Below are 22,012 nucleotides of genomic sequence, written 5' to 3' on the forward strand. Positions count from 1 at the left end.
CCCCCGTCCATCATCACTTTCGCGATGATTCCGGGATCGCCTTTTCGGCGTAAAAACGCTCCTCCTAGCTAGTTATACAAATTCACTTCCCGTATAGACCACCAGCTTGTTGCATTACCCGTCTGAACCACTTTGATATATCTCGCGCTCTGAACCGCAAACGTTGCCGTTACGACCGGACCACTGCCGCTGCCGGTCACTACTGCGCTTCCCCAATTGCTTCCGTCATTCGAGACGTACACCTCGTATCCGCGTGGATAGTCTCCGTCACTGCCTGTAGAATCCATTACAATCTTCTTAAAGCTCTTCACCGCTTTCATATCCACGGTGAATGACTGCCCCGGCACCATCGCCGTTCCGGTGCTCCAGCGCGTAGACATGCTTCCATCCAGCAGGTTGGCCGGCACATCTCCGCTGGTAGGCGAAGAAGTTGCTGTCCAGCCTGACCGGTCCAGCGATGCTGCTGATCCTGCCTGCGTTGTGGCAGTAGCTGTATTACTCGCGGCAGACAGATTGCCGGCCGCATCCTTTGCTTTTACCGTATAGCTGTAGGCCGTTGCAGCCGTTAAACTGCTGTCACTGTAGGAAGTCGTTGCTGTGGTTCCCGCAAGCGTGCCCCCGCGGTAAATCTCATAGCCAGTGACACTGACATTGTCGGTTGCTGCGGTCCAGTTCAGGTTAATGCTGCTGCTGGAGGCCGCTGCCGCCGTCAAATTGGCCGGAGTGCTTGGCGCCTGGGTATCGGCAGTTCCGGTCCCTGCAAATTCCGAGAGGGTCTGCCTCATCGCTGCGGCCGGAGAATTGGCGTAGACTCTACCGCCCGTGTTATTGATGATATGAGTGATTTCGCTGCCCGCCGTACCCGACAGCCATATGGTTGTAGCATGATGGAGCTTCACACCGGGAGCGTTAGGAACTTCAATTGCACTTTCGAGCTTAACGGCTGCATCCCTGAAATAGGAATATACACCGAGCCCCCATGCCTCATGGCTGGTTACATTGTCCGCCACTTTATAAGAGGCATAGCCATTTACGCTGCCATTCTTGCTCATCCAGGCTGCTTGATTCGGAACATCATAAGGAATTTCCGATTGATAGAAGTACACACGGCCGCCGTTGCCGTTCCATAAAGTCTGGTATTCATTATGGTGTTCGTTAAATAAACCATATATGGTCACATTGTTGCCGTTTACAATAAGGCCGTTCTTGGAGGCGTTGGATGTCCAGCCCGCACCTGCCCCGTGATCTGCGCGCCAGATCCAGAGCTGATCTGCGATGACGTCATTACTGTTGATCTTAAGACCGGTATCATTTCTGCCTGCCGATGCTCCACCGGTTCTAAGGGTGATATCATGAAGCGATGTCGGATTACCTGCATGACTCAAGGTACTTGCGCCTGCTCCAACTTCGAGCAGTGAAGGAGAATTAACCGGTCCGGCATCAATTGTAAGACCTGCTATTTTCACTCCATCCACGTCATTGACTGAGATTGCCGTTTTTCCGTTGTCCGGTATTAATGTGGGGATACCGATACCAAGTACGACGGTATTGGCATTCGTTATCCTGATCGTATCGCTTAAATGGTAGATTCCTGGCGTGAACAGCAGGTGCTTGCCTTGACTAAGAGCGGTATTCATATCCGCTGCGCTCGAAGTTCCCGGCCGGGCAATATAGAATTGATCGATGGAGACCGATTGTCCGGGGGTTTGACCGTTTGCCCAGCTGACACCCTGGGTATTGCTTTGCAGTGAAGGCACAAATACCTGGTATTGGCCTGCACCGTTAATATACAGATACGGCTTCTCGCGTATGACGGGCGTTCTGTCTACTACAGTATAAGGCGGATCCGGAAATTGGCCGGCCGGAGGGTTGGTCACTCCCACAAATACCATGTTCCACACGCCGTTCGCCCAGCTTCCCCACTGGCTGTTCCGTGAGAACCACTGCTGCTGTGAAGCGGGAACAACGGCGTTATCCACGATGGAATCGGCAAGAAATCCTCCGCTGGCCCAGCCGGCATTCCAGTTAGCATCGAAATCGAACAGATCCAGATTGCCTTTGATATGCAGTCTGCGGAGCGGGGCTGCCTGAGAAACGGCGATTTGGGTGGTCCCGCCGGAAGGCGTGATGGACAGGTTCTCGATACTCCGCCAGAAATTTCTGGTCGCATTCCCGTTATCCCAATCCGCATTAATATTGAGTCCGCCGTTAATGTTAACATCGTTTGGATTTTGGCCGAGACCGGACACTTGAGTATAGAAGCCTACGTTGAAATTTAAGTTATACGACCCCGGCTTGAACAGAAACGCCTTTCTGTCGCTGCTGAATTCACTCGATTCCAGAGAGCTGAATACGGATGAGGTGATATTCTGGATATCCGCGGCGGCCATCGTGGGGTCAAATACGTACACATTTGGGCCAAAAATGGTTGAATTCGCCTCACTGATCGGGGCTGCTTCGGTGACGGCAGGTTTAACCGCAGAAATACTTAATGCAATCGCAAGGATGGAGACGGCAGAGACAACTTTTTTCAGCATAAAAAGTGAATTCCTCCTCGGGTTGAGCTCCTGATTTATTGATAATTTGCCATGCGCATTACAGTTCATCACCTTCACACAATCATATTTATCTGTTCCTCCTAACTTCTATTGAAGCGCTTACCAAGCGCTCACACTTACTGTATTCCCCGTTCCAGCTCCAGAGAATGCCAGGATATTTATCAAGATGCCAAATTTTCAACATTTTGAGGGTTTCTAGGTCCTGCTAAACAATAAGGGGTGTCTCAAACAGCCGTTATCCGGCTTCTGAGACACCCCTTGGTGGCTTACGATTCTAATGTATGAGTTGCCAATACCAGGAATCCGGGAGCTTCACGCCCTTCATACCTCCCCGGCAAGACCTCTGATCCGCTCCGGATCACTGCTGCACAGCACCTCAAGATTCGCTGTGATCTTCTCCGGGCTCCAGTCCCACCACTTCAGCTCCAGCAGCAGCCGGATCAGTTCATCGCTGAAGCGCGGCCGCAGAATCCGGGCCGGATTGCCTCCGGCAATATGATAGGCTGGAACATCCTTGGTAACGGTAGCGTTAGCGGCGATGATCGCCCCGTCACCAATCGTCACGCCCGGCATGATCGTAGCATTCTGGCCGATCCAGACATCGCTTCCGATGACGGTATCGCCTTTGTAGGGCAGATCCGCCAGCTCAGGCGTCGCCTGCTCCCAGCCGCCGCCCATAATGTTGAAGGGGTAGGTGGTCACCGAGCCCATCCGGTGATTGGCCCCATTCATAATGAATTCGGTGCCGCGGGCGATGGCGCAGAATTTTCCGATGATCAGCTTGTCCCCGATGAACTCATAATGATGAGTTACACGGCTCTCGAAGGATACCGATTCGTCAGGATCATCATAGTAGGAGAAATCTCCCGCAATAATGTTGGGACGTGTGATTGTATTTTTGATGAAACGGACCTGCTTGATATGGGGATTGGGATGGATGGCCTCCGGGTTAGGGCCAATTGAATGCATAGGATCACACCTTTCTTGGATAAATGGGCAGTCGAGCCATAATTTAATTCTAGCTATAGTATAGTCCAATCCGGACTCCAGTTCTTACATACCTTATGAGAGACTGGTAGTTTTTAAATCTCTGATTACAAGGGAGGATGCACTAGAATGGCTATTCTGTCAACAGGACCTATTGAAAATAATGAAGTGAGCGGTGTCAGGCCTACTGTGCAGGTGACGGTCAAGATCGATAACCGGAACGCGGTGAATCAGTCTGCTATTCTGATCCAAGGATACAATTTAACGCTCACAAGGACATTGTATGTAAGCGAGCTTATTACAGTTTCCCCGGACGAGGTGATCACAAGAAATTACTTTGCCAATCTGGATGCCTATGAATTTGTCTTTACAACGGAAGGTCTTGCCGAATTGCAGACGGAAACCTCAGTGTGGGGTAAAAATTCAGCCGGGCAGCTGGTTACCGCCCACCGTCTTGTCTCAGCCGAGCTGCTGGGTGCTGAAGAGGGGGGAGTCACAGGCTCCGTCAACCGTATCTATGTTGCCAATTTCAACAGCAATGATGTTTCTGTGATCAACGGCGCAACAAATGCGGTGATCGCAGTCATCCCTGTAGGTGTGAATCCTGCAGGAGTAGCGGTGAACCCGTTAACCAACCGCATCTATGTTGCTAATTTGAACAGCGATAACGTATCCGTTATCGACGGAGTAACCAATATGGTGCTGGCCACCGTTCCTGCGGGGGACGGAGCAGGCGGAGTTGCGGTCAATACGGCTACCAATGCCATCTATGTTGCGAATTTTAATGATAATACGGTCACTGTCATTGACGGATTAACCAACACTGTGGTGACTACCATTATTCCCGCTGGCGGTTCTCCTTTTCCAACGGGAATCGGCGTGAATTCATTAACCAATACTATTTATGTAGCTGAATTCAACTCGGATATTGTTACCGTCATTGACGGGGCTACGAATACGGTTATTACACAGATTCCCGTGCAGGTGAACCCGTTCCGGTTGGGTGTTGATCCCTTGACGAACCGGATTTATGTCTCGAACATAACCAGCAACACCGTTTCCGTGATTGATGGAGCAACCAATACGGTGATAACTAACGTACCCGTCGGTACGACTCCGGGTGAATTGGGAGTGAACATCTCTACCAATGCCATCTATGTACCGAACCGGGATGACGACAATGTATCTGTGATTGGCGGATTGACCAATACGGTGATTACTACCATTCCGGTGGGGAATAACCCTAATGGTGCAGGCGCTAATCCATTGACGAGCCGTATCTATATTACTAATCAGGATGATAACACGGTATCGGTTATTGATGGGGTCACCCAGGCTGTAATAAGCGTTATTCCGGTTGGTGCGCGTCCGTTCTCCGTCGGTGTCAATCCGTAGGCGTTCATCATCTTACCGCAGGGGGTGAAGGATATGATAGAAATAAACTCGGCAGAAGACATTATGATCCAGCTGTCTGGCATGGACCAAGTGAATTCTGAAGCCCGGATCTACGTTCCCGGATTAGGTGAATTCACGATTGTATTGCAGAAGAAAGAGGAACGCATGGCTGAAGATCCGGGCCGCAGCAGCGGGGCTGAAGCAGATGAACGTATAATGCCGGCAGCGGGATTAACAAGGAACCCTTATCTTTAGAGATAATCAGTAAATGAGCCTCTTCCGGTAAGGGAGAGGCTCATTTACTGGGAATATAAGATGGGTATGCTTGTCGCAACCCTCAAGGCAGCTGCACATAGAACGTCGTTGATTCTCCTATCACACTCTTCGCGTAAATCTTCCCTTTGTGCTGATCGACGATCGACCTCGCGATAGCCAGACCCAGGCCGTAGCCGCCCTGCTTGCGCGCTCTGGAAGTGTCCGTCCGGTAAAAGCGGTCAAAGATCCGCGTCAGATGCTCGGCAGCGATGCCTTCCCCGGTATTCGAGACGGAGAGGAGGACATCGTTATTTTGCTTTTTGAGCGAGATGGTTACAGCGCCCTTAGGATTCGTATACTTCACTGCGTTGTCCAGCAGAATCATCACCACTTGCTTAATCTGTTCGCTGTTCCCCAGCACGGTAAGCTCCGGTTCGATGTTGTAGTCGAAGGAGATATTCTTCTCGAAGATAACAGCCTCCATGGTCAGAATAATATTCTCTACCGCATCGCTCATATTGAACTTGCTGTGGATCATTCCTGTCCGGGAATCGTCCATCTCTGTCAGGTACAGCAGGTCGTTGGTCAGCCGGGTCATGCGCTCCGTCTCTGACTTAATATACTGCAGCCACTTCGCCTGATTGCGGATCGTATCGTCACTGTTGGAGAGCAGCACATCCGCGTTGGTGTTGATGATCGTCAGCGGCGTCTTCAGCTCATGCGAGGCATCGGCGATGAACTGCTTCTGCTTGTCGAAGGCCTCCCGGACCGGCGCGATCGAGCGGTTCGCGAAGAAGCGGCTGGTGAAATAGAGAATGATCAGCATCAGCAGGCCGACAGCTGTGAAGGTATAGATGAGGTTGGTCAGGATTTTCTGCTGGGAAGTGATATCCATGAAGACGATCTGCTTCCCGTCCGCTGTATGCTTGACCATAAAGATCCACCGGCTGCCATCCAGCGTGAACCGGCCGATGTCCTTGCCGTTACTAAGGGCTTCCTTAAGCGCAGCGTCATAGAACTCATCATCCATCGTGAATTTGGAATCCTTGCTGACCAGCGTACCGCTTGTATCGGTCTGTATGGTGAACGAGACGGAACGGTCCGGCTGGTAGGCGTCTATGGGCCCTTTATCCATGGGCATGCCGCCTCCATCTGCTGCGCCGCGGGGGCCTCCTTGTGCACCGCCGGGTCCCTTCTGCTCATTGTCCGCAATCCGGTGCAGCGCCATATTAATATCATTTTGCACATTGACGTACATGATGATATAGATCGAGGCGAAGGCAATCAGCATCATGATGGAGATGGTAGCCAGATTGACAATCAGGAACCGGTTTCTGAGTTTCTTGAACATTAAGCACTCACCTCTAATACATAACCCACGCCTCTAATCGTGCTGATGCGCACCTCTGAATTCAGGAAGGTAAGCTTTTTGCGCAAAAAAGAGATATAGACCTCCACGTTATTATGCTCCGCTTCGGAATCGAACCCCCACAGCTTCTCAATAATCTGCTCCTTGGAGGTTACGGCCTGCTTCCTTAAGATCAGCAGCTCCAGCAGCTCGGTTTCCTTAAGGTTCAGCTTGATCTCCTTGCCCTTCACCGTCAGCTTCGGATTCGCCGTGTTCAGCTCAATATCTCCGAACTTCAGGCCGTCCTCAGGAATCACTTCCCCTTTGCGCCGCAGGGCGGCCCGGATTCTGGCCAGCAGCTCCTCCGAAGAGAACGGCTTGGCGATATAGTCGTCTGCTCCGTGATCGAGTCCGGTGACCATATCGGTGATCTCCCCTTTGGCTGTCAGCATGATCACCGGCGTGGAGATTCCGTCCTTCCGCAGCTCCTTCAGCACGCTGATTCCATCCATCTCCGGCATCATAATATCGAGCAGCAGCAGGTCATAGATCCCGCTCTGCGCATAATCGAGACCTGATCTGCCGTCATGGACGGCGTCCACCGAGTAATTGTGCTTCTTCAATATTTGGGTCAAGGCTTCCGCCAGATGAATCTCGTCTTCTACAATTAATATTCTCATGGGATGAATCATCCTCTTCATAAGTAATGTACTTGCTGCTTAAGCCATTATAGCAAGATTACCTTTAATCAACCTTAACTGTACTGCTGTTCAGGTGCTGCCGGAGGTATTCAGGGCGAAATCATCGGATGAAATTCCAATCGTTCCAGGGCACTTATATAGAAGATACATCCGGAAGTGTTATCCCTGTGTTAAAAAGTCAGCGCAGTGTAAAACCATTTAAGATTCATTAAAGGTTCGGGGGCTAAGATACATTCATAAGCAAGCGAGGCACACACGAAAGTGCAGATAAAGGCAGTCTCCATTACACAACCCGAAAGGATCTGAACCCATATGGCGATCGAAGTGTTCAACCGTTACGAGAACAAATACCTGTTCGACACTGAATCCTACATGAAGCTCTATAACGAACTGCTCGAATACATGGAACCCGATGAGTACAACAAACAGCATGAGTACTACTCCATCACCAATCTATATTATGACACACCCCATGATTCCCTGATCCGCAGCAGCCTGGCCAAGCCGAAATATAAGGAGAAGCTTCGCATCAGAGCATATGGCATTCCTACCGGCGAGACCAAGGTCTATCTGGAAATTAAGAAAAAGGTGTTCGGCCTGGTGAACAAGAGAAGAACCTCGCTCAAGCTGAATGAAGCCTATGATTTCGTCGCCAGCGGGATCGAGCCTGAATTCAAGAGCAACATGAACAAGCAGGTGATTGAAGAAATCAAGTACATGCTGACCAGATATGATCTGCAGCCGAAGCTGTACCTGTCCTATGACCGCAAAGCGATGTTCTGCAAAAATAACCGCGACCTGCGCATCACCTTCGATACGAATATCCGCTGCCGGCGGTACGATCTGAAGATGGAGCACGGCGTATACGGTGAAGAGCTGCTGGAGCCGGGCCAATGGCTGATGGAAGTGAAGGCCGAGAAGACGATTCCGGTCTGGCTGGCCAAAATGCTCTCGGAGCACCAGATGTACCGCACCAGCTTCTCCAAATACGGCAACGAATATAAAAAAATGCTGAAGAACAGCAAAGCAGAAAGAGAGAGTGTCCTATATGCTTGATTCGATTTTTTCCGCAGCCCTGACCACTACGGAGCTAACCTTCACGAATGCCATTCTAACCATATTGATCTCGATTGTACTTGGCGGACTCATCAGCTTCACCTACATGAAGACGAACCCTGCCGGATATTCGCAGAGCTTCACGCTTACGATGGTCCTGCTGCCGGTCATTGTGGCCATCATTATCCTGCTCATCGGCAGCAACGTTGCCCGGGCCTTCAGCCTTGCCGGCGCCTTCTCCATCATCCGGTTCAGAAGCGCGCCCGGCGATCCGAAGGATATCACCTTCGTCCTGTTCACTATGGCCTCCGGCCTGGCCTGCGGGGTTGGATCATTCGGATATGCGGTACTCTTCACCCTTATTCTCTGCATCCTGATGGTTGTGCTTAACCGTACAGGCTTTGGTCTTAGAAAGTCGATGCAAAAGACACTGAAAGTGACCATTCCCGAGAATCTGGGGTATGAGGAAGCTTTCGCGGAAGTTTTCAATACATTCAATGTAGCTTACGAGCTTAAGAAAATCAGAACGACCGAACTAGGCAGCCTGTATGAACTGGTCTATGCCGTAACGATTGATGAGCACACCAGCCAGAAGGAATTGCTTGACGCTATCCGCACACGCAACGGGAACCTTGACCTCTCACTAACCATGGCTCCGGTCATGAATGACTATTAATGCTGGACTAGAAGGGAACGATGACAGATGAAGAACTTAATCTTAGGCAGTAAAATAGGACTGGTGTTGTTATGCGCCGCAGTCATGTCTGCTTGCAGCTCAAACGCCGCTACGCAAAATACTGCAAGTAACAACGCAGATACAGCAGTGACGGCTGAGCAGAGCAGTACGTCTGCCGCAGTACAGCTGGCAAGTGTGAAGCTGACGGATCTGGTAACTTTTGATGAAGATGATGCTGAAACGGCCTGGACGGAGGCGGATTCGACCGCGGTAACACTAGCCGGAACGAGCGCTACTGTTGACGGTGCCGGTGCTACAGCTGCGGACGGAACCGTAACGATTACGGAAGCAGGGACTTATGTACTCAGCGGCACGCTCAGTGACGGACAGATTATTGTAGACGAGCAGGCGAAGGGAACCGTACGGCTGGTGCTGAACGGTGCACAGCTGACGGACAGCGACAGTGCTCCGGTCTACATCAAGGAAGCCGGCAAAGTTGTGATCACCCTGCAGGAAGGCACTGAGAACAGTGTGACTGACGGAGCTGCTTATGTGTTCGCAGATGCGGCTACCGATGAACCAGGCGCGGCCATCTTCAGTAAAGCCGATCTGACCATTAACGGCACCGGCAAGCTGACGGTAACCGGTAATTACAACGATGGTATTTCAAGCAAAGACGATCTGAAGATCATGTCAGGTACAATTGAAGTGAAGGCAGCAGATGATGGTATCGTCGGTAAAGACCTGATCGCCGTACAGGACGGTACGATTACGATTAACGCAGAGGGCGATGGCATTAAATCGGCCAACGACGAAGATGAGGACAAAGGCTTCATCGCCATTGCAGCAGGAACCTTTGATATTACCGCAGGCAATGACGGCATTCAGGCCGAGACGGCGGCTGTGATCGACGGCGGAACCTACACCCTGGTAACAGGCGGCGGTAGTGTGAATGCGGAAGTGAAGACAGGCGAAGGCGGAATGGGTATGGGCGGCGGTGGCTTCGGCGGCCAACGTCCGGGAACAGAGACTTCCGGGGATCAGGCAGCAGCCGGAGGAACTCCGCCTGCGATGGATGCAGTGGGGACGGCTGACCAGACGGCAACTGCCAGCACCGATGCTACTACCAGCACAGATGCCACCACCACCACGGAGACTGAATCCACCAGCGCAAAGGGGCTGAAAGCAGGCGGGGACCTCACCGTGAACGGAGGAAGCTTCACGATTGATTCCGCAGATGATGCGGTGCACAGTAACAGCAATGTCTCCATCACGGACGGACAATTCGAAATTGCCGCAGGCGATGATGGTATCCATGCCGATTCCCTGACCTCCCTGTCCGGCGGAACGATCAACATTACGAAGAGCTATGAAGGAATTGAAGGAGGAAACATTACCATATCTGGCGGTGAGATTCATGTAGTCGCGACGGATGACGGCGTGAACGTGGCCGGCGGCAACGATAATAATGCGGCTGCTGGGGGAACGCAGGCACAAGATCAATTCACTGCCGGCACCGGAAGCAACCTGCTGACCATCAGCGGCGGAACCCTGACCGTGGATGCAGCAGGCGACGGCCTGGATTCCAACGGGTCAATCACCATGACCGGCGGAACCGCAATTGTGAATGGCCCTGAGAACTCGGGCAACGGCGCACTGGATTATGACGGAACCTTCAACATGACGGGCGGATATCTGGTAGCAGCAGGCGCCTCCGGCATGGCACAGGCCCCTGGTGAAGACTCCAGCCAGTATTCGGTAGGCGTGAGCTTCACGGAGACTCAGCAGGCTGGAACTATGGTTCATCTGGAAGACGCTGACGGCAATACCATCCTGACCTTCACGCCATCGAAGAGCTTCCAGACGGTAGTTGTGAGCTCCCCTGAGCTGAAAGAAGGCTCATACACTGTCTATACCGGAGGCAGCTCTACCGGAGCAGCCGTAGACGGATTGTATACGGATGGCGAGTACAGCGGAGGCACCGAATTCGTGACCTTTGATATTACCGGCAGTGTAACCTGGGTCAATGAATCGGGTATAACCACTGCCCCAAGCGGCATGGGCGGCGGAGGCGGATTCGGAGGTGGAGGCGGCAGAGGCAACGGTCAAGGCGGCCAAGGCGGCACACCGCCAGCTGACGCAGGTACCACGAAGCCTGCCGACGCAGGCACCACGAGACCTGCTGATCCGGGCACCACGAAGCCAGCGGATGCAGGAACTACCAAGCCAGCTGACGCAGGCACAACAGCTCCTGCGGATGCGGGCACCACGAAGCCAGCAGACGCAGGAACTACCAAGCCAGCGGATGCAGGCACAACAGCTCCTGCGGATGCAGCAGCAAGCACTAAGTAAGCAGGCTGAGCATTTGTAGCCTGACAGCACAACAGAGACTATCCATTAGCGGATAGTCTCTGTTTTTTGCGTTCCGGAGCGGTAGCGGGCCTGCCGGACGGCTACATGAAGTCGAAGAAGTAACGGATGACATGAAAGAATACCGGAGCGGTATAGGTAAGGCTGTCGATGCGGCTGAGGTAGCTTTTCTTCAGCGCAGCGAATTTATCATCATCGCCGATCAGCAGATCGCGCTTGAGCACAGATACGGTCAGGCTGCCGAAGAAGCCGCTGAGGCTGATCAGCATGCCGGAGAGATACCCGAAGGCCGGATTCAGCGGTGTGAGGTGCGGATAGATCAGATAGGAGACCGCTGTAGTCACAACGAACGCGCAGGCGAATCCTTCCCAGGTCAGGTAGGGGTTGGAGGTAGGGACGATTTTGTGTTTGCCGAAATAGATCGAGGCCAGATAGTGAACGGCATCATTAAGCTGGGTCAGCACGACCAGAAACAGGACAAGACCAGCCCCATATTCCGGCGACGCAAACTGGAAGTAGGCCAGGTGGCTTAGCCCGAAGACCATCAGCATCAGCCCCCACTGGGTGGCGCTGACACTGCGCAGGAAGCCCAGCGTTCCTTTGTTAATCAGCCTGGGCAGCGGCAGCAGCAGGAACACATAGACCGGAATGAAGACAATGAACATCCCGTACCACTCGATATAGACCCAGTAGAATTGCAGCGGAATGGACAGGTACGCCCAGAGGAACAGCCTGCGGTCCGCTTTTCTTGTCCGGATCATGGAGAAATATTCTTTGAGCGCGAAGAAGGCCAGTACCATCAGGGACAGCAGGGAAACGACGGAATTGGACAGGGTAGCCAGGCAGAAGATGAACAGCATGCCCCACCAGGTTTTGATCCGGAAGCCGATTCCGGTATAATCCTTGTCCTTCTGCAGTCTGCTGACAGCAAGATACAATAAGTGTATAACCGATAAAGCTGCGAAAATAAGTACGAGCGTAAATAACGAGCGGTTCATCAGCAATCACCAACTTATCTATGGGTGGAATTTCAATAAAGGAATTTTATGTTAGAATAAACAGAGTGTCCAGCTTATTTTGAAGCTTACACTTGATCTGATTCGTTTCCGGCAGTCTGTAGCCTTCCCGCTAAGCCGCTTGGAAGAGGCGAAATGCTGCCTTTTGTACAACAATTTTGAGTTTGAGCCGATTTAATGAGGGAAATGTTGTATTATGTGCAGGATTCTGGCGAGTTACCGGATCACTGCCACATAAGGCCTATATACCAGATTATAAGGGGAAAATTGCAATGTCAGCTGATTCTTCGGTCTATATTCTGCTCACCAATACAGGGACGCTTTTTACGAAGCTGATCCAGGGCTACACCAAGGCTCCGTATAATCATGCCTCCATCTCGTTTAACCGGGAGCTGTCAGAGCTGTACAGCTTCGGGCGGAAGCATCCGGCCAATCCGCTGAACGGCGGGTTCGTGAAGGAGGATATCCGTACAGGTACATACAGCAAGTATCCGGGTACAACATGCGTCATCTACAGGCTTCAGGTTACAGACCGTGAGGTGGAGAAAATGAAGCGGGTTCTGCATGTCTTCATCCGCAGCCGCCAGAAGTATCTCTATAATATTCTCGGCGTCATCGGCATAGCGCTGAAGGAGCCGGTTGAATTCAGCAACTCCTACTTCTGCTCGCAGTTTGTTGCCGAGATTCTGGAGCGCTCAGGGATTAAGCTGTGGAATAAGCTGCCTGCACTCGTGACCCCGGATGATTTCCGGCAGAGCGACCGGCTGGAGCTGGTTTATTACGGTAAGTTAAGCGATTATCATCCTTCTGGGGTGTAGAGAAAGTCCTCGTTCCCGTTAAGGGAAGAGGACTTTAATTATAGTTGAACCCTACCTGGCTTAGGATGTCCGGATTGTGGTATTTTCAGTAAGAAAAGGAGAGTGGAAGTATGGTTCATGCCAAGGATGTGCTTGCCAATCAATTATTGGCGAATGCCAATGACCCCAGCTGGCATCTTCCGTTCATTCAGGCGGTAGAGGCGGTTACAGAGGAAGAAGCTTTCTGGAAGCCCGGAGCGGGCTTGAACAGTATTGCAGAGCTTACCCGGCATTTGCTGTACTGGAATGAGACCTGGCAGAGCAGGTACCGGGCGGGGCGGGTGGATGCTGTCCCTCCGGTTGGTGATAACAACCGCAGCTTTGTGGTTCCGGAGGGTACTGCATTCAGCGAGCTGCGGGGAAGCCTGCTGCAGGTCTTGCTGCAATGGCAGACCCTGTTGTCCGAAGAGGGACTGGAGGAGCAGGTGGAAGGATTCCCTGAACCGGCTGCCTGGTGGGAAATCATCAGCAATGCGGCTACGCATAATGCCTACCATATCGGCCAAATGGTCGTGTTACACAAGCTATACGTCACGCTTCGGCAGTAACCAATCTGCGCAAATACTGCCGGAACGATAAGAAGCATCCCGAACAGACCCGTAAAGTTACTTGCGGGTCTGTTTATGCTGCAAATAAAAGAATGTATATGCTGCACACAAGTTCCCGCTGAAGCTTGATACCTGAAGTTGCCTGCCGGGCTGCTTGTGCAGAAAGCCTTAATCTGTAATAAACTGGAGCATGTGATATTCTTGGATTATTGTCTACTGAAGGAAAAAGAGAGGGATTTCATATCATGAATGCTAATATCATCAGAGCGCTGGAAATAAGATATGCCTGCCGGTTGGAGCGGCTTACAGGAGGGTATACAAATTTCGCCTATCTGATGGCGGGGGCGGAGCCTCCGCTTGTAGCCAAAGTAACGAATCTGTCCAACGAAGACACGCTCAATGAGATCCAGGCAATGAAGCTGGTGCAGGGAAGCTGTGATACACCGGCCATACATGAGGTGTCAGAGATGGACGGGATGAGGATACTCGTGATGGACTGCATGCCGGGCGTAAGTGCACAATCCGTCCTTGATGCAGGAGACTGGGCAAGAGCGGAACAAATATACAGCAGAATGGGCCAGCTGCTGGCTTCCCAGATTCATTCGCAGCCGTATCAACTGCTGGAGCAAGGTCTGCGCCTCAGCAACAGATCCGCACTTAGTCAGATGATTAAGAGGTTAGAATTCGTACCGGGTCCCCTGAGCAGGGATTCGCTCCAGCTCCTGTCGGCTGCCGGTGCCCAGGACCAGCCTTGGGTTCTGACGCATGGGGATTACGGGGTACATAATATACTTTGTGAACCGGAAGGTACACTTCATGTGCTGGACTGGGAATGGGCAGAATGGGGCGGTCCGCTTAATGACGTGGCCTGGGTCTGCTGGTTCACGAAGCTGCATTACCCCGGGCAAGCCCAGAAGCTGAATGCAGCCTTCATCCGGGGCTACCTGTCCGGGAATCCGCTGTCGTTCACACCGCAGCAGTTGAAGGCATCCAGCCTATATAAAGTGTGGAATGTGCTGCACCGGCTGCGGATTGCTCCCAAAGAGGTGCAGCGTGAGTGGGTTCGGCGTCTGGAGTGGACGCTGAATGAGGATTTCAGTGATCTGCACGGGAGTGACCATTCATAACCTGCTGTCTAGTCACTGCTCCGGCACAATAACCCGGATGTGACGCGGAATCGTGCTTAGGCGGATTGGGAGCGGCGGGCCTTCTTCACCATCGACATTGGTCTTCACCGGCTCGGGAGAGTGCACCGCGACTTCTCTGGCCGTGAAGTAGATAACATCTTTATGATTTCTCAGGTTGCCGAGCAGCAAAGAGATGCTGACTGTAACGGTGTTCAGCAGATTAAGATCCTTGACGATGAAGCAGTGAAGCAGCCCGTCATCTACCGCAGCACCGGGCGCAAGCTTCTCGAAGCCGCCTACTGAATTCGTAAGCGCCGCGATAAACAGCGGTGAAGAGCCTTCCCAGATCTCCCCGTCATGCGTAATGGTCAGAGTGTGTGCGCTGTTGCTGGCCAGCTCCTTAATGCCTTCTTTCAGATAAGCCAGGAAACCCAGCCGGGTCTTGTCTTCGGTGGTAACAGAAGAGAGTGAGCCGGCCAGTGAGCCCGCAGCAACCACATTTACGAACAGCCGGTCGTTCAGCCGGCCCATGTCGACTCTTTGCGTACGGGAGGAAGAGAGCGTCCGGATGGCATCCGCAGGACTTAGCGGAATCTGCAGGGCACGGGCGAAGTCATTCACCGTTCCCATGGGCACGATCCCTAGCGTAGGGCGGTGCTCTTGATCGGCAAGCCCGTTCATGGTCTCGTGAAGGGTGCCGTCTCCGCCGATGGCCACCACCAGATCATAGCCACCGCTGCATGCCTGCACGCAGAACGCAGTTGCATCCCCCTCCCCTGCGGTTTCATGGATGGTAACCTGATACCCTGCGCTTTGCAGAATCTCTTCCGCACTGCGGATATAGTCCCGCGCGTCTGCTTTGCCGGACGCAGGGTTAATGATAATCATAGCCTGCTGCATACTGCACTCCTCTCTGTGTGTCTGGATTATTATCCATTACCCAACCAGGCCTAGCGATTGAATCAAAAGCGCCAAAGGGCAGCAAAAAGTCCCTTTGGCGCTTAATTTGTATCCGGACAGCCTTCACCGCAGCTCCGGCCGGGATTATCTTCCTTCACTTCGTCTATGATGAGAATCGGCATAGGCTGCACTGCGGAAGTTAAGAATCGGATCGTCCGACAGCTGTATCCCGGACGTGATGGCGGTGGGGTCCATTACCAGCCCCTCCGGTTCCGGAATGATCTCCGAGATATGCAGCCGGCCGAGATCGATTCTCCGGCGGTCCTCAGGCCAGGCACGGGTAGGGTCATCCGTCGGGTCCTCTTCTTCACCGAGAACAGCCACAAGCTGGAAGATGGCCGTCTCATCTTTGAAGCGAAGCTCAAGTTCATCCTCCAGATAATGCTCCGGCTGCTGCGCTGCATCTTCAGCCGATAAGGTACGCACTCCCGTCTCGGGAATCCACTCGAACCGCACGGGCTGCTGCCTTCCCGCTGAATTCACCATATAATAAGCATGAATGCAGTAATAATGACTCTCTGCGTAGCTGGCAGGCGGCTTCAGCCGTTTCACGGCCAGCAGACTCGTCTTGCTCTCGCTGAAGTGGACCGTGATTTCCTTGATCAGCTCCAGGGTCCCGAGTGTGCCAGCCTGTGCGCGGTGGGCCGTACGGACAATATCTATGAATGACTCAGGGGTGCGGGAAAAAAAGACAGGTATCGTCACTCCGACCAGATTGGTAATCCCTCCATCCGGCAGGCTGAACTGGACCGCCATACCCTTGGCGGGCGAGAGAAGGTCCGCCAGCGCCGGATCGGTGGAGCTGCCCGAGAAACGGACCACTGCGTCTACCTGCTGCTCCTGAAGATGTGCTGCGGTAGTGAATTCCATGCCCAGGCCGCTTGGCCGGAAGAAAGCGCGGCAGCAGATTCCCTTGGCATGCGCGCGGCGGTATCCGGGATGCACCCCGGACAGCTCCTCGATCGCGTCTACGGCCTCAGCGGCCAGGCCGGAATATTCCTCCCCGCTTGCGGGAAGATGGCTGATCCGATCAGATGTATTCATGCCATACTCACTCCTCGTAAGATTATTTGTACCCGGACAAGCTGCATCAGCTGGATCATAGTTATTACCACACCGGCATTTTACTTAAACTGCTTCTCGTAGACATCCACTTCATTATTGTGGTTATCCATGGCACTTCTGATCCGGACAAAACCGTTCGCAGTCCAGAATGCTTCACCGGCCTTATTCTCGAGCTGAACCGCCAGCCTGGCCGCATGTAAGCCCTGCTGCTTAAATATCTGCTCCAGCTTATGGACCGCAGTCTTCCCGATACCCTGCCGGTTATACTGCTGGTGAATAACCAGAAGCCCGATCCATGGATGATGATCCTGTCCGTAATCGGGAAGGTAGGTAATTAGCCCGGCGTAACCGCTATGGGCCTTGATGTACAGCATCTTTTCTCCCATTTCGAGGTTCTTCCTGTTGTCTTCGCGGATCTCCAGCGGATCGAGGTACGCTTTATGCTCCACCATGAGATTGAAGGCAGGCTGGGAATTAAGGATTGAGGCTTGAATCTGAAGGCTTTCCGGGGATAGTGGATCAGGAACTGCTTCTAATTGGGTGATGATAACCACCAGCTTTCTATTAGATAAATATCTAATTAGATAATAATATAATTGTCGCTGGCTATCAAGCTATATGCTAAAATTAAGCAGGATTATCCCAAAAAAGTGCTTAAGCAGAAATGGAGAAAAGAAATAATGAATGAATTACCAAACTGCCCGCAGTGCAGTTCCGTGTACACCTATGAGGACGGAGCGCTTCTGGTATGTCCGGAATGCGGACATGAGTGGTCTTTGGACACAGAGAATGCAAGCAACGTGGACCAGAAGGTGGTTAAGGATTCGAACGGTAATGTTCTGGCTGACGGGGACACCGTAACGGTGATTAAGGACCTCAAGGTAAAAGGCAGCTCATCCGTTCTGAAGATAGGCACTAAGGTGAAGAACATCCGGCTGGTGGAAGGCGACCATGATATCGACTGCAAAATCGACGGATTTGGTGCGATGAAGCTGAAGTCGGAGTTTGTCCGCAAAGCATAAAACAGAAGGACCGGTATCTGAACCCCAGCGGCCAGCAGATTCCGGTTCTTCTATTTCTTGCTGCTATAGGATTATCGCCCCGTATTTCTTCCGTTTCCATTGCTGTTTCCGCTCCGGGCAGCGGATACTGGATTCATTCCTCTATTGAAAGGGGAAGGATGTAGTACAGACGTCCGGAGCAGGCGGGCCCCCATTGTCCAAAAGCTGATGCGCACAAATTTTGTAGGAGGGAACTTGCCCAATGAAAAGGTACATCGGATGCGCTGCCTTTATGGCAGCTATGTTATGGCTTACCGCCTGCAGCGGGACACCGGAGGGAGCAACCGTGCCTTCGCAGGAACCGCAGCACACACAGGAAGCACTGCAGTCAACTCCCGGGACAGCCCCCGTAGACCCACCGCAGCAGACACCGCTACAGACATCCAATCCAACACCGGTCCAATCGCCAGCATCATCAACCCCATCAGCCCCATCAGCTCCATCAACCGAAGAAGGACAGCCGCCCGATATTCTGGAGGCAGCAGCAGCCGTGATCACCGCACTTAAAGAGAAGGATATGGATCAGCTTGCCGCCTGGGTGCATCCTGAGCGGGGAATCCGTTTTTCACCCTTCGCCTATGTCGATACAGTTAATGATCTTGTATTCACCAAAGATGAGGTGGACACCTTGTTGGAGGATCCTGCAAAACGCGTGTGGCGGTTGTTCGAAGGTACGGGTGAGGTTATTGAGCTTAATTTTGCGGATTATTATAAGTGGTATATCTATGATGCTGACTTTGAGCAGGATGCCGGGATTGCAGTGAATAAGGAACTGCGTAAGGAGCAGACCTCCGGAAATCTCAATGAAGTCTATCCGGAAGCGAACCATGATTTCGTCGAATATTACATCGGCGGGCTGGATTTGGCTGAGGAAGGGATGGACTGGCGCAGCCTCTATCTTGTTTTTGAGACAAACGGTGATGATCATGCGCTGGTTGGTATTATTCACGATCAATGGACACCATGAGACGCGCAGACACATGCAGACACATAATGATTGCTTGATCTTTGCATAGGTGCGCCCCAGAATGGAGGGAACGTGATGAATAAAGGGAGCAAGTGAGCATGAGCAGTGTTATGGCACGCAACAAGGTAAGAGTTATTGGAGAAGGGGAGCAGACCCTCGTTTTTGCCCATGGATTCGGCTGTGACCAGGGTATGTGGCAATTTATTACGCCTGCTTTTGAGAAGAAGTACCGGATGGTGCTTTTTGATTATGTCGGCTCAGGCAATTCGGATCATTCAGCCTACAGCGGAGAGAAGTACAGCAGCTTCGGCGGCTATGTGCAGGACGTGCTTGATGTTATAGATTCGCTGCAGCTGACCGGTGTTATATTTGTCGGCCACTCTGTCAGCTCGATGATCGGAATGCTTGCTGCCATTGAGCGGCCGGAATATTTCCGCAAAATGATTATGATCGGCCCGTCCCCGTGTTATCTGAACGATGGTGAAGGCTACATCGGCGGATTTGAGCGGAGTGATATCGCTGAGCTGCTGGAAATGATGGAGATGAATTTCTCCGGCTGGGCCGGATTTATGGCGCCGCTGGCGATGAAGAATCCGGATCTGCCTGAGCTCACGAAGGAGCTGGAGCGGACCTTCATTTCCGGGGACCCGGTCATTGCCAGAGAATTCGCCGAGGTTACCTTCCTGTCTGATCACCGGGCGGAGCTGGCCAAGTCAACCGTTCCCACACTGATTCTGCAGTGCTCCGATGACAGTATCGTGCCGATAGAGGCCGGGGAGTATCTGCATAGACACTTAAGCAACAGTACCTTCCGGCTGCTGGAAGCCAAAGGGCATTATCCGCATATCAGCCACCCGGAAGAGACGATTATGCTGATTAACGAATATCTGCAATGCGATTGAAGCCATTAAGAGGTATGGAGAGGGTACAGGAACATGGATAAACGGCTGGAATATGCCCCTTGCGGGTATATTTCCATTACACACGAAGGTATGATCACGGAGATGAACCAGACCTTCCTCGATATGACGGGCTATAAGCGGGAAGGGCTGGAGCACAAGCATTTGGAATCGATTATGTCAAAAGCGAACCAGCTTGTTTTCCATTCGTACTTTTACCCTAATATCAATTTGCACGGGCAGGTGGATGAGCTGTTCATCAGCTTGAAGGACAGCGGCGGCCAGTCCATTCCGTACATCCTGAACGGCAGGCGGTACGAGCATGAGGGCGTAGAGGTTATTGATTGTGCCTTGGTTCAGATGAGCAAGCGCATGGATTATGAGCGGGAGCTGCGGTCTGCCAAGAAGCAGATAGAGGAAGCTTACTGGGAGAAGGAGCAGACGCTCGCCGAGCTGAAGCAGCTCCATGCCGAGATTGAGCAGAAGCAGGCAGAGCTGCTGGAGCTGAATGCTATTCTGGTTGAACGCTCCACTACGGACAAGCTTACAGGACTGAAGAATAGACGGTATTTTCAGGAAGCACTGGAGGAGCATATCGCAAGGTATAGGGAGCAGGGACGTTTATTTTCGCTGCTGATCCTTGATATAGACCACTTCAAACAAGTAAATGATACGCTGGGGCATCAGGCAGGTGACTATGTGCTGGAGCAGATGGGGAGCATCCTCCGCTATCATTGCCGGGAGCAGGATATGGCGGCCAGATATGGCGGCGAAGAGTTCGTGCTTATTCTTCCGGACATCAATGCCCAGGAGTCGATACTAATTGCCGATAACCTGCGTCATGAAATTGCCCGGGCGGCATGGGGATCCAATATCCCCGGCGGCATTACAGCGAGCGTGGGTATTGCTACATTTGCAGGCACGGGTAATGAGACAACCCTGCTGCGGCAAGCGGATCAGGCGCTCTACACCTCCAAAGAGCAGGGCCGGAACCGCGTTACGCATTGCATGGATTCCAGCGCCCTGCCTTGGTAGAGAAGTAAGAACATACTTGATGTTATAAAATTCTGCGGGCGGTAACGAAACGTTTCTTCCACTGGCTGCCGAAAGCCTCGATATGTACACCGAGCTCTTTGGAATAGGTATGCAGCATTTGATTATTTCCGGCATAGATAGCGACATGTCCAATATCCAGCCCCCGGGCGCTGAAGAAGAGCAGATCTCCCGTGCGCAGCTCGTCCACTCCAACCTCAGTGCCTTCCAGCGCCTGATCATAAGACACACGGGGAAGCTCAACCGAGAGCGTGTCCGCAAATACCCGTTTCACAAAAGACGAGCAGTCGAACGTATCGGTCTGATCGGGCGAAGCCCCGAATACATAAGGCGCATTCAGATATTTCTTCCCGTAGGCAATCAGCGCCTCCCCCTGCTTCTGCAGCAGAGAGCCGCTTTTGTAATCTGTATATTTCGGCTTGGAGGACAAATATCCGGTCACATGATCTTCCGTCCGCACCTCCAGCCAAAGAGCATTCACTTCGCGGATGACCTGGACTTTGCTGCCTGCGGGCAGCAGGGCAAGCGTGTTGGCTTCGCTGTCCGAATCCGGGGAGCTGCGCAGATTCACGCCCCAAGTGACCGAGGTATGATAGGTAGCGGCCGAAGAGATGGAGACGGAACCGGTTGCTGCATCCCAGGTAACGGTGCTGCCCAGGGCTTCACTGACGAAGCGCAGGGGGATCATGCTGTAGCCCTGCGACAGCTGCCCCGGTACGCTCAGGGCGAGCGGTTGCCCGTTCAGCCGGGCAGTGGCTGAGCCAATGGTGTAGGTCAGCGTTGTGCCGCCTTTGGTAGCCGTCACAGTCTTGCTCGAATTATTCCAGGAGAGCCCGGCACCCTGGGCTTCAAACAGGTTACGCATGGGTACGAGCACAGTACCGCTGATGTTAAGCGGCCGGGCTTCAGGCTGAAGCTGCTGCCCGTCCAGGTAGATGGAGATAGGTTTAGGGGTGGCGGCTGCTTCTGCATGGACAGAGGCTGGAGCTAACAGGGTCAGCCCGAGCAGGGATAGCAGCGCAGTTCTTCTTGCTGTCATGGATTCATCACCTTATGGATAGATTTAACTCTATACATTGGACGTTGCCGGGAAGAAATGGTTCTGTGCCAATT

Annotated in this window: 21 protein-coding genes; 12 read left to right on the forward strand and 9 right to left on the reverse strand. The window is 52.5% G+C overall.

The features are described from left to right. Nucleotides 1–68 precede the first annotated feature (68 nt). Complete coding sequence (locus tag MHI42_RS21360; RefSeq protein WP_342420586.1) at nucleotides 69–2,537, reverse strand: discoidin domain-containing protein; 2,469 nt, start codon at nucleotides 2,535–2,537, stop codon at nucleotides 69–71. Between the two features lie 342 nt (nucleotides 2,538–2,879). Next, nucleotides 2,880–3,527, reverse strand: a complete 648-nt coding sequence (locus MHI42_RS21365) for a Vat family streptogramin A O-acetyltransferase (protein WP_342420587.1) — start codon at nucleotides 3,525–3,527, stop codon at nucleotides 2,880–2,882. Between the two features lie 147 nt (nucleotides 3,528–3,674). On the opposite strand from MHI42_RS21365, the gene MHI42_RS21370 reads away from it, so the two are divergent. Then, nucleotides 3,675–4,940, forward strand: coding sequence for a YncE family protein (locus MHI42_RS21370; RefSeq protein WP_342420588.1), 1,266 nt, complete (start codon nucleotides 3,675–3,677; stop codon nucleotides 4,938–4,940). A gap of 33 nt (nucleotides 4,941–4,973) precedes the next feature. Beyond that, nucleotides 4,974–5,195: a hypothetical protein gene (locus MHI42_RS21375; RefSeq protein WP_042140469.1), complete on the forward strand. Its 222-nt coding sequence runs from the start codon at nucleotides 4,974–4,976 to the stop codon at nucleotides 5,193–5,195. 82 nt (nucleotides 5,196–5,277) lie between these two features. On the opposite strand, the gene MHI42_RS21380 is transcribed toward MHI42_RS21375, so the two are convergent. Both MHI42_RS21380 and MHI42_RS21385 read right to left on the reverse strand, forming a co-directional pair. Further along, complete coding sequence (locus tag MHI42_RS21380) at nucleotides 5,278–6,546, reverse strand: HAMP domain-containing sensor histidine kinase (protein ID WP_342420589.1); 1,269 nt, start codon at nucleotides 6,544–6,546, stop codon at nucleotides 5,278–5,280. Beyond that, nucleotides 6,546–7,223, reverse strand: a complete 678-nt coding sequence (locus MHI42_RS21385) for a response regulator transcription factor (RefSeq protein ID WP_171719211.1) — start codon at nucleotides 7,221–7,223, stop codon at nucleotides 6,546–6,548. Before MHI42_RS21385 ends, MHI42_RS21380 begins: the two co-directional genes overlap by 1 nt. 333 nt (nucleotides 7,224–7,556) lie before the next feature. Between MHI42_RS21385 and MHI42_RS21390 the strand changes: the two genes are divergently transcribed. From MHI42_RS21390 to MHI42_RS21400, 3 genes are read left to right on the forward strand one after another with little or no spacing between them, the layout of a single operon-like run. Continuing rightward, nucleotides 7,557–8,300, forward strand: coding sequence for a polyphosphate polymerase domain-containing protein (locus tag MHI42_RS21390; RefSeq protein ID WP_342420590.1), 744 nt, complete (start codon nucleotides 7,557–7,559; stop codon nucleotides 8,298–8,300). After that, a complete protein-coding gene (locus MHI42_RS21395) occupies nucleotides 8,293–8,976 on the forward strand; it encodes a DUF4956 domain-containing protein (RefSeq protein WP_342420591.1) in 684 nt (227 codons plus the stop codon). Before MHI42_RS21390 ends, MHI42_RS21395 begins: the two co-directional genes overlap by 8 nt. Nucleotides 8,977–9,003: 27 nt before the next feature. Beyond that, nucleotides 9,004–11,328 carry a carbohydrate-binding domain-containing protein gene (locus tag MHI42_RS21400; RefSeq protein WP_342420592.1) on the forward strand — a complete coding sequence of 775 codons (2,325 nt, stop codon included), beginning with the start codon at nucleotides 9,004–9,006 and terminating at the stop codon, nucleotides 11,326–11,328. A gap of 101 nt (nucleotides 11,329–11,429) precedes the next feature. Here MHI42_RS21400 and MHI42_RS21405 read toward each other — a convergent pair whose 3' ends face one another. Next, nucleotides 11,430–12,344, reverse strand: coding sequence for a phosphatidate cytidylyltransferase (locus MHI42_RS21405; RefSeq protein ID WP_042140464.1), 915 nt, complete (start codon nucleotides 12,342–12,344; stop codon nucleotides 11,430–11,432). Between the two features lie 290 nt (nucleotides 12,345–12,634). Here MHI42_RS21405 and MHI42_RS21410 point away from each other — a divergent pair, with 290 nt between their 5' ends. The 3 genes from MHI42_RS21410 (at nucleotide 12,635) to MHI42_RS21420 (ending at nucleotide 14,894) form a co-directional block, all read left to right on the forward strand. Then, nucleotides 12,635–13,180: a hypothetical protein gene (locus MHI42_RS21410; protein WP_342420593.1), complete on the forward strand. Its 546-nt coding sequence runs from the start codon at nucleotides 12,635–12,637 to the stop codon at nucleotides 13,178–13,180. Between the two features lie 110 nt (nucleotides 13,181–13,290). After that, a complete protein-coding gene (locus tag MHI42_RS21415) occupies nucleotides 13,291–13,767 on the forward strand; it encodes a DinB family protein (protein ID WP_171719207.1) in 477 nt (158 codons plus the stop codon). A gap of 245 nt (nucleotides 13,768–14,012) precedes the next feature. Then, a complete protein-coding gene (locus tag MHI42_RS21420; RefSeq protein ID WP_171719206.1) occupies nucleotides 14,013–14,894 on the forward strand; it encodes a phosphotransferase in 882 nt (293 codons plus the stop codon). 12 nt (nucleotides 14,895–14,906) lie between these two features. On the opposite strand, the gene MHI42_RS21425 is transcribed toward MHI42_RS21420, so the two are convergent. From MHI42_RS21425 to MHI42_RS21435, 3 genes are all read right to left on the reverse strand, one after another. Next, complete coding sequence (locus MHI42_RS21425) at nucleotides 14,907–15,794, reverse strand: diacylglycerol kinase family protein (protein WP_171719205.1); 888 nt, start codon at nucleotides 15,792–15,794, stop codon at nucleotides 14,907–14,909. A gap of 144 nt (nucleotides 15,795–15,938) precedes the next feature. Then, the gene (locus MHI42_RS21430) at nucleotides 15,939–16,898 is read right to left on the reverse strand and encodes a catalase family peroxidase (protein WP_342420594.1); all 960 of its coding nucleotides are present in this window, start codon (nucleotides 16,896–16,898) and stop codon (nucleotides 15,939–15,941) included. Nucleotides 16,899–16,978: 80 nt separating this feature from the next. Then, the gene (locus MHI42_RS21435) at nucleotides 16,979–17,371 is read right to left on the reverse strand and encodes a GNAT family N-acetyltransferase (protein ID WP_342420595.1); all 393 of its coding nucleotides are present in this window, start codon (nucleotides 17,369–17,371) and stop codon (nucleotides 16,979–16,981) included. A gap of 228 nt (nucleotides 17,372–17,599) precedes the next feature. Between MHI42_RS21435 and MHI42_RS21440 the strand changes: the two genes are divergently transcribed. The 4 genes from MHI42_RS21440 to MHI42_RS21455 all read left to right on the forward strand — a co-directional run bounded on the left by MHI42_RS21440 (nucleotide 17,600) and on the right by MHI42_RS21455 (nucleotide 20,881). Further along, the gene (locus MHI42_RS21440; protein WP_171719202.1) at nucleotides 17,600–17,941 is read left to right on the forward strand and encodes a zinc ribbon domain-containing protein YjdM; all 342 of its coding nucleotides are present in this window, start codon (nucleotides 17,600–17,602) and stop codon (nucleotides 17,939–17,941) included. Nucleotides 17,942–18,182: 241 nt separating this feature from the next. Continuing rightward, on the forward strand, nucleotides 18,183–18,947 hold the full coding sequence (locus MHI42_RS21445) for a hypothetical protein (RefSeq protein ID WP_342420596.1): 765 nt from the start codon (nucleotides 18,183–18,185) through the stop codon (nucleotides 18,945–18,947). Nucleotides 18,948–19,045: 98 nt separating this feature from the next. Continuing rightward, nucleotides 19,046–19,849 (forward strand): alpha/beta hydrolase, encoded by an 804-nt coding sequence (locus MHI42_RS21450; RefSeq protein ID WP_342420597.1) that lies wholly within the window; start codon nucleotides 19,046–19,048, stop codon nucleotides 19,847–19,849. Nucleotides 19,850–19,882: 33 nt separating this feature from the next. After that, nucleotides 19,883–20,881, forward strand: coding sequence for a diguanylate cyclase (locus tag MHI42_RS21455; RefSeq protein ID WP_342420598.1), 999 nt, complete (start codon nucleotides 19,883–19,885; stop codon nucleotides 20,879–20,881). Between the two features lie 22 nt (nucleotides 20,882–20,903). Here MHI42_RS21455 and MHI42_RS21460 read toward each other — a convergent pair whose 3' ends face one another. Next, nucleotides 20,904–21,938 carry a stalk domain-containing protein gene (locus MHI42_RS21460; RefSeq protein WP_171719198.1) on the reverse strand — a complete coding sequence of 345 codons (1,035 nt, stop codon included), beginning with the start codon at nucleotides 21,936–21,938 and terminating at the stop codon, nucleotides 20,904–20,906. Nucleotides 21,939–22,012 lie beyond the last annotated feature (74 nt).

This window comes from Paenibacillus sp. FSL E2-0178 (assembly GCF_038593005.1).
In the GTDB taxonomy this organism is placed as follows: Bacteria; Bacillota; Bacilli; order Paenibacillales; family Paenibacillaceae; genus Paenibacillus_AQ; species Paenibacillus_AQ phytohabitans.